The following is a 6,508-nucleotide window of genomic DNA, read 5'->3' as shown; positions in this document are numbered from 1 at the left end:
AGAACATCAAGAGCCTTGCTGTTTAAACGTCAACCCAGCCTTTCCTTTAGATATGTTATTAAGACAAATAACTAAAACTCGGGAAGATCGGTACAGATTTCCCCTTGGAAAACTGCGGGAACCGCAGGGATCGCTTGGTCTACGATTTTTCGAGAGAAAATATCGAAATGAATTCCCCTCAGTAGAAGGGATTACCCAAGAATCCCCCACTTCAAATGTTAGCTAAGTGGGGGAGTGTTCAAGTAAAACTACTTCTACATTCTATAAAGGAATCGTGCAGGAAGTAAACCTTCTTTCATTTATTCTCTTAACAACCTCCGTACTTGCACGTTTCTGATGGTCTGATTCAAAAAAAGAAAGGAAGTTTAAACAATAACAGATACAAGGGATTAGCCATTGGATTTTCAGCTTCTAACGGGGCTTTCTCAGCCGGATTGGCTCGGAACATTCATCAAGAAGTTAGTTAGCCCAAATAAAAGGATAGAGGGAGATTGAAAAAACATGGAGAAAAAACTTGTTCTTGAACCGGAAGCACAACATTTTGTTGAGGCTACAGCCAATCCGCCATTCTTATTTGATTTAGGACCGGAACAGGGGCGGATTGCGGTCGACGAAGCCCAGGCGGGCGAGGTTCAAAAGCCGGACGTGGACATTGAAGATATCCATATTACAGGTGGTCCAAGCGGCCAAGTATCCATTCGGATTTTACGTCCGAAGCACGTTGCTGAGAAGAATCTGGCTGTCATTCTGTACATACACGGTGCAGGTTGGGTCTTCGGCAACGCACACACCCATGATCGGTTGATCCGTGAACTGGCCGTGAAGAGTGGAGCTGCTCTTGTATTCCCAAATTACAGTCTGTCCCCTGAAGCGAAATATCCTACGGCCATTGAAGAAATCTATGCTGTGCTGCTGTGGATCGCAGAGTACGGCAAAGAACACGGGCTTGATGCGGATCACTTGGCTGTAGCCGGTGATAGTGTCGGCGGCAACATGACTGCGGCAATCACGCTGATGGCCAAAGAGCGCAGTGGTCCTGCTATTGGACAACAGCTCCTTTTCTACCCGGTTACGGATGCTTCATTTGATACGGAATCCTATCATCAATTCGCGGAAGGATACTTTTTACGCCGGGACGGGATGAAGTGGTTCTGGGATCAGTATACAAGCAATTCTGAGGAAAGAAACCAGATTACAGCCTCCCCGCTGAGGGCAACTACCGAGCAGCTTCGCGGTCTTCCGCCGGCTTTGATCATTACAGCCGAAGCAGATGTCCTGCGGGACGAAGGTGAAGCTTATGCGAATAAACTTCGAGAGGCAGGTGTTGATGTCACTGCGGTACGTTATCAAGGAATAATACATGACTTCGTTATGTTGAATGCATTATCGGACACTGCTGCGGCCAAAAGTGCAGTATCTCTGGCTAGTGCTTGGCTAAAAAACGGGTTTCAATAACCCTGCCGATGAGGGGGATGTAATAATAGAGTCCTTCCATAAAACAATAGACCTGATGAGGAAACTCCTTATCAGGTCTATTTGTATCAGTTTTATAGGCGGATATCGAATCAAGCCGTTTTCGAGGTTCCCCGAACCGCAATAACTATGCGGGTTACTTATTCCCGTGAGCCTTCAAATATTCCAGCGCATTATACAGCATTACGGCCGCCTCGGCCCGTGTCAGCTTGCTTCCCGGATTGAAATTCCCATCCTTGTCCAGCGTGTTGATCTTATATACGAGGGACCGCTGAATAGCGCCTTGGCTCGCAGGGTTGATTTGGGCCTCATCGGCGATTTCCGCCGGAGCAATCTTGATCATGGGCAGAATGTTGCCTTTTTCGAGCCCTTGAACGAGAAGAACAGTGAACTGCTCTTTGGTCATCGTTTCCTTGGGATCGATATCCGCAGGGATTTCAACGCCGTTGTAGTACGCGTTAATAAAAGCCTCGGCATACCACGCGTCATCCTTGACCTTGGTGAAAATATCGCTTGCCACGGGAGCCTTAACGAACCTAATAGCATCAAGATTAAGCTCCAGACCGCCCGAAATTAACTGGATGCCTTCCGCCGAGTTTACGACAGACTTCGGCATAAAATACGATCCGTATACTCCTTTAACGAGTCCGCGATCTTTTAGGCTTGCGATCTTCTCCTTACCCTGAACGGAACCGATATCCGTGAATCCGCTGCCGGCGGCAAAGCCCGCGCTTCCTGCCGAGAGCATCATTACTGCGCTGATTGAAAAGGCTGCCAAAGACTTTTTAGTTGATATCATACTGCTGCACCTCCTGCTGAGTACGGCTTTGGAAACCGCCATATTCTTTTAAACGGAGGACAGGCTGGAAAGGTTGCGGGAGGGAGGACGGAAAGGTTAATTAATCCAAATCACGGAACAAAAGATTGCGGTAAGGATAGGGGGAATCGCTGTATTTAAACAGAAGAGCAATTCCCGACTCTTCAATCTTCACCGACCGCAGCGATCGGGTCGGGACCAAACCGCGAACCATGGTTGCAACCGCCTTGCGGTCACCCCGGCGAATGCCCCGGGCAAGAGCGCAGGCAAAATTCCGATTCAAGGCCAGCTCGCGGTACAGCGGCAGAACAGCGCGGGCAATCCGGCGGTGTACCTCCGTACTGAACGTAAACTGCACCAATCCCGGCGGGATGGTAGTACCGTTCGTATAGGACGCAATAGGCAGCGGAAATGTAAAAGTAATAAAATAACCGATGGCGTTCGTACCATATCCTTGCCGGGCGGCCTGAGGCGCCGCGAGCTTCAGCAGCGAGCCCATAAGCCCCAGGTCGGCGCCGACGACCGCGCGGGACCAAGCCCTCGCATAGCTCCGGCTTCCGGCGATCGCCCGGTAGAACGGCAGCATACCCCTCGCCACTTTGACCAATACGTCCGCCGTAACGAACGCGTCACTTTTTTTCGTCTTCTTAAGCATCCGGTAATCCTCCTTACAGATAATTGATCTGTTATAAGGTATGGGCTCCGGGCACATATTCGTATGGGCATTTGCTCAAGCAAGCGGAATAAATATTTTGATCCTCATGTCGTCTGGGAACGTGGAATTACGCACATCGGTCACTTCAAAATCGGGACCTTCCCCGCGTTCGTAATTCGAATGGGGGAGCCATATGCCATAAATGAAATCCCGTATCATCTGAATATTCCCTGCTGGCCCGTAAGCTTTGAATTCGGCGTATTTTCCTTCCGGTAGATCGTATTTGACGTATTGACCGTCCGGCGCTTCCGCATTTTCCCCGGCTTCCTCACCTACGATAAAGGAGAATCCGCCATCATCTTGAAAGCGGCAGGAAACTCCGTAGGCCATATCTGGCGCCAGTCTATGCGGGATATGCAGATAACGTCCGTTCCTTCCGAATTCGTCGTAAAAACCGGGGATATCCCGGTAATGCCGGCTTTCATTAAGATTTGTCTGATATTCGCAGCCGATGATCCGTATGCGGTTCAAACAGACAATTTCCGGTTTGCTCATCTCGAATTCTTGTTCTTTCCTTGCCGGAGCATCGAGGAAACTAATCGGAGGCTGCCCGGCGAAGGCCGGATTCAACTTCCTGTATTTCCCTGGTGTCATCCCGGCATAGCTCTCGAAAGCGCGAGTAAAGGCCTCCTGGGAATGATACTGATAGGACAGGGCAACCTTGAGAATGCCTTCATCCGAATCCAATAGAAGGCGGGCCGCTTCGGTGAGCCTGCGTTTGCGGATGTACTCTTGCACGGTAAATCCCGATATAGCGAGAAACAGCCGCTGAAAGTGAAAAGGGGAGAAGGAGGCCGAAGATGCGATGTCCCGCATTCCGATCTCCTTTTGTAGATTCCGCTCGATATAGTCCACGGCTTTTTGAATCTGCTGATAATATTGCATGGCGGCAGTCCTTTCTGCGATTTTATAGGATAATTATAAGCGGATCACTTCCGGTTTTTTTGACTTTAAATGCGGACCTTTGGCGCGGCTGTCACGGCTTGCCTCTTTTCTTTTTGCTGTGCATTTGATATGCTTATTATAATAATTCTTATCTAGGAAGCTTTACGATTAACATTCGGCTTTTTAAACAGAACTAGGAAATGCTTCGTCAGAAATGAATAAGACTTTATCGTCCGAGAGGGAGGAATTTAGCATGAATCCTATGGATACGATCACCCAGCAGTTTGCCGCGCATAACTATAAGCTGACCTCGCAGCGCGAAGCCATTGTCAAGGTACTTCTCGACAACGAGAAGGATCACTTAAGTGTCGAAGAGGTATATATGCTCGTCAAGGGAAGCTACCCGCAGCTTGGACTAGCGACAGTATACCGGACGCTTGAACTGTTATGCGAACTTCATCTTGTTGAGAAAATGAACTTCGGCGACGGTGTATCCCGTTACGACCTGCGTAGCGAAGAACATGAACATATGCATCATCATATGATCTGCGAATCCTGCGGTAAAGTGGCTGAAATCAAGGACGACTGGCTTGCGGAGCTGGAGGAGAAACTGGAGAAGGAATACGGGTTCTCCGTGACTGACCACCGTCTCGATTTCAAAGGCACTTACCGGATCTGCACGGGCAGCGGGTGCAAACGGGCGAAGGAAGGCCAGGCGATATCGTAAGCAGGCTGGGCCGGGAGTAGCCATTATTCGATATTTGGCATTATAAGAAAAAGGGAGTGTTCCGCCGGAATGGCTGGACGCTCCCTTTTTGTCCTTTTTTTAAAATCCACCGGCCCGTCCTGACCTATATAAGTGCAGGCGCGTCCATCTCCCTGCTATGCGTGCGGAACTGTTTTGGCGACATGCCGTACCGTTTACGGAACTGCCGGTGGAAATACGTATAGTTCACGAAGCCGCAGGCTTCCGCGATATGCTCTAGTGGCATCGGACTGTATACGATCCGCTCCCGGGCCATTTCCAGGCGGACTTCATTTACATATTTGACGATGGTCGTGCCGAAGGCCTCCTTGAACAGATGGACGGCGCGCGAGACGGAAATGCCGACATAGGCCGCGACGTCTTCCAGATGGAAAGAAAGCGCCGCATTTTCCTCCACAAACTGCTTCATCCGGTAAGCCAAAAATCCCCTTGTAGAGACGGAGGGACGGTCCACGGTAAGACGGTCGATTTCCATGCACAGAATCTGCAAATAGCAGCTTGAAATTTCCGGGGAAAAATCGGACAGGCGGCGCTGCTCCAGCACGAGTTGGCGGAATAGTCCAATTAATGCGTCATTAAGCGGGATATGCATTAGCGACGACCGCAGACGGCTGTTCCACCACCGGTCAATCCACTCCCCCCGGCAAAAGATGTGATAATCCCCGCTTTCGACACGCGGCTCGCCAATAGGAAAATTCTCTTTGTCGATAATGAGGTTATACGGAACGCGAGGCGGAATGAGCATCAGTCCGCCGCTCTCGATACGCGTGATCTCGCCATCTATTAAAGCGCTGCAGCTTCCTTCGGTCTGAAGACGAATGAGATAATGGGGGAAGCCTTCCGCTTCCGACATTTGGAAAGGTTTATGATGGAAGGAGAATCCGGCGGTTAAAATCGTACAAGGGGCTTCGCTTGGCATATGTCCTCCTCAGGCAGCTAAAAGATAATCAGATTGTTCATGTTTTAATCATATTATTCATTTTATTATAATTGCTTTCAGATTACGATGATACTAGTTCTCGGGCAGCGAAAAAAATTCAAAAAACGTAAAAACCGCCCAAAAATTCAAGGGAACCTGCGTACGCTGGCATCCTGATCCCGGGAGGATCAAGGTGCGGCTGACGTATAAATTAGCTGTTTTTGTTCAGGTAGACAACAATGCTTCAATACATGCTGCGGGAGTGATTACAGAAATGATGAAGGTCGGTTTGCAGCTCTACACGCTTAGAGAAGAACTGGAAAAGGACTTCGAAGGAACTCTGCGCAAGGTGGCCGAACGGGGATACAGCGGCGTCGAATTTTTCAATTATTTCGGCCGGAGCGCCGAAGAAGTGAATGCGCTGCTTGAGGAAACCGGGTTGACCGCTATAGGAGCGCACAGGCCCTATGATGCTCTGCTGGAGAATGCCGATGCCGAGATCGACTACATATTGAAGATCGGCAGTCCTTATCTGATCGTACCCTATCTCACTGAGGAGCAGCGGAGCGATTGGAGCGGCGTTGCGGCCAATTTACGGATTCTCGGAGAGAAATGCAGGGAGAAAGGCGCCGTGCTGCTGTATCACAACCATGATTTCGAGCTGCGGGAGAAGAGCGGCGGGCTGACGGCGTTCGATTATCTGTACCGGGAGGTGCCGGCAGATCTTCTCCAGGTTGAAATGGATACCTGCTGGGTGTATTACGGCGGTTACGATCCCGTACTGTATATCGGCAGTTACGCGGGACGTCTGCCTCTAATCCATCTGAAAGATATGAAACGCTTGGCGGACGGTTCGGCGGAAACGGTGGTGCTTGGCGAAGGCGAAGTGGATCTTGCCGCCATTCTGAAGGCGTCGGAACAGGCAGGCGTTAA

Annotated in this window: 7 protein-coding genes; 3 read left to right on the top strand and 4 right to left on the bottom strand. The window is 49.9% G+C overall.

The genetic code is table 11. The features are described from left to right. The first annotated feature begins 501 nt into the window (after nucleotides 1-501). Nucleotides 502-1,455 carry an alpha/beta hydrolase gene (locus L691_RS0101855; RefSeq protein WP_025688432.1) on the top strand — a complete coding sequence of 318 codons (954 nt, stop codon included), beginning with the start codon at nucleotides 502-504 and terminating at the stop codon, nucleotides 1,453-1,455. Between the two features lie 154 nt (nucleotides 1,456-1,609). Here the strand turns inward: L691_RS0101855 and L691_RS0101850 are convergent, their stop codons facing one another. The 3 genes from L691_RS0101850 to L691_RS0101840 all read right to left on the bottom strand — a co-directional run bounded on the left by L691_RS0101850 (nucleotide 1,610) and on the right by L691_RS0101840 (nucleotide 3,890). Then, on the bottom strand, nucleotides 1,610-2,272 hold the full coding sequence (locus tag L691_RS0101850) for an S-layer homology domain-containing protein (RefSeq protein ID WP_025688431.1): 663 nt from the start codon (nucleotides 2,270-2,272) through the stop codon (nucleotides 1,610-1,612). A 100-nt stretch (nucleotides 2,273-2,372) separates the two neighbouring features. Next, nucleotides 2,373-2,945: a hypothetical protein gene (locus tag L691_RS0101845; protein WP_025688430.1), complete on the bottom strand. Its 573-nt coding sequence runs from the start codon at nucleotides 2,943-2,945 to the stop codon at nucleotides 2,373-2,375. Between the two features lie 75 nt (nucleotides 2,946-3,020). Further along, on the bottom strand, nucleotides 3,021-3,890 hold the full coding sequence (locus L691_RS0101840; protein WP_025688429.1) for an AraC family transcriptional regulator: 870 nt from the start codon (nucleotides 3,888-3,890) through the stop codon (nucleotides 3,021-3,023). A gap of 253 nt (nucleotides 3,891-4,143) precedes the next feature. On the opposite strand from L691_RS0101840, the gene L691_RS0101835 reads away from it, so the two are divergent. Continuing rightward, nucleotides 4,144-4,617, top strand: a complete 474-nt coding sequence (locus L691_RS0101835) for a Fur family transcriptional regulator (protein ID WP_025688428.1) — start codon at nucleotides 4,144-4,146, stop codon at nucleotides 4,615-4,617. A 124-nt stretch (nucleotides 4,618-4,741) separates the two neighbouring features. On the opposite strand, the gene L691_RS0101830 is transcribed toward L691_RS0101835, so the two are convergent. After that, a complete protein-coding gene (locus tag L691_RS0101830; RefSeq protein WP_025688427.1) occupies nucleotides 4,742-5,575 on the bottom strand; it encodes a helix-turn-helix transcriptional regulator in 834 nt (277 codons plus the stop codon). Nucleotides 5,576-5,768: 193 nt separating this feature from the next. Between L691_RS0101830 and L691_RS0101825 the strand changes: the two genes are divergently transcribed. Next, on the top strand, nucleotides 5,769-6,508 hold a 740-nt coding region (locus L691_RS0101825; protein WP_232229069.1), incomplete at its 3' end, for a sugar phosphate isomerase/epimerase family protein.

Source organism: Paenibacillus zanthoxyli JH29 (assembly GCF_000520715.1).
Lineage (GTDB): Bacteria > Bacillota > Bacilli > Paenibacillales > Paenibacillaceae > Paenibacillus_AQ > Paenibacillus_AQ zanthoxyli.
The sequence above is the reverse complement of the archived record's forward strand: the minus strand, read 5'-3'. Positions and strand labels throughout refer to the sequence as shown.

Excerpts from the sequence above, each read along its gene's own strand:
- L691_RS0101855 (WP_025688432.1), top strand. The coding sequence starts at position 502 with ATGGAGAAAAAACTTGTTCTTGAACCGGAAGCACAACATTTTGTTGAG.
- L691_RS0101850 (WP_025688431.1), bottom strand. The coding sequence starts at position 2,272 with ATGATATCAACTAAAAAGTCTTTGGCAGCCTTTTCAATCAGCGCAGTA.
- L691_RS0101845 (WP_025688430.1), bottom strand. The coding sequence starts at position 2,945 with ATGCTTAAGAAGACGAAAAAAAGTGACGCGTTCGTTACGGCGGACGTA.
- L691_RS0101840 (WP_025688429.1), bottom strand. The coding sequence starts at position 3,890 with ATGCAATATTATCAGCAGATTCAAAAAGCCGTGGACTATATCGAGCGG.
- L691_RS0101835 (WP_025688428.1), top strand. The coding sequence starts at position 4,144 with ATGAATCCTATGGATACGATCACCCAGCAGTTTGCCGCGCATAACTAT.
- L691_RS0101830 (WP_025688427.1), bottom strand. The coding sequence starts at position 5,575 with ATGCCAAGCGAAGCCCCTTGTACGATTTTAACCGCCGGATTCTCCTTC.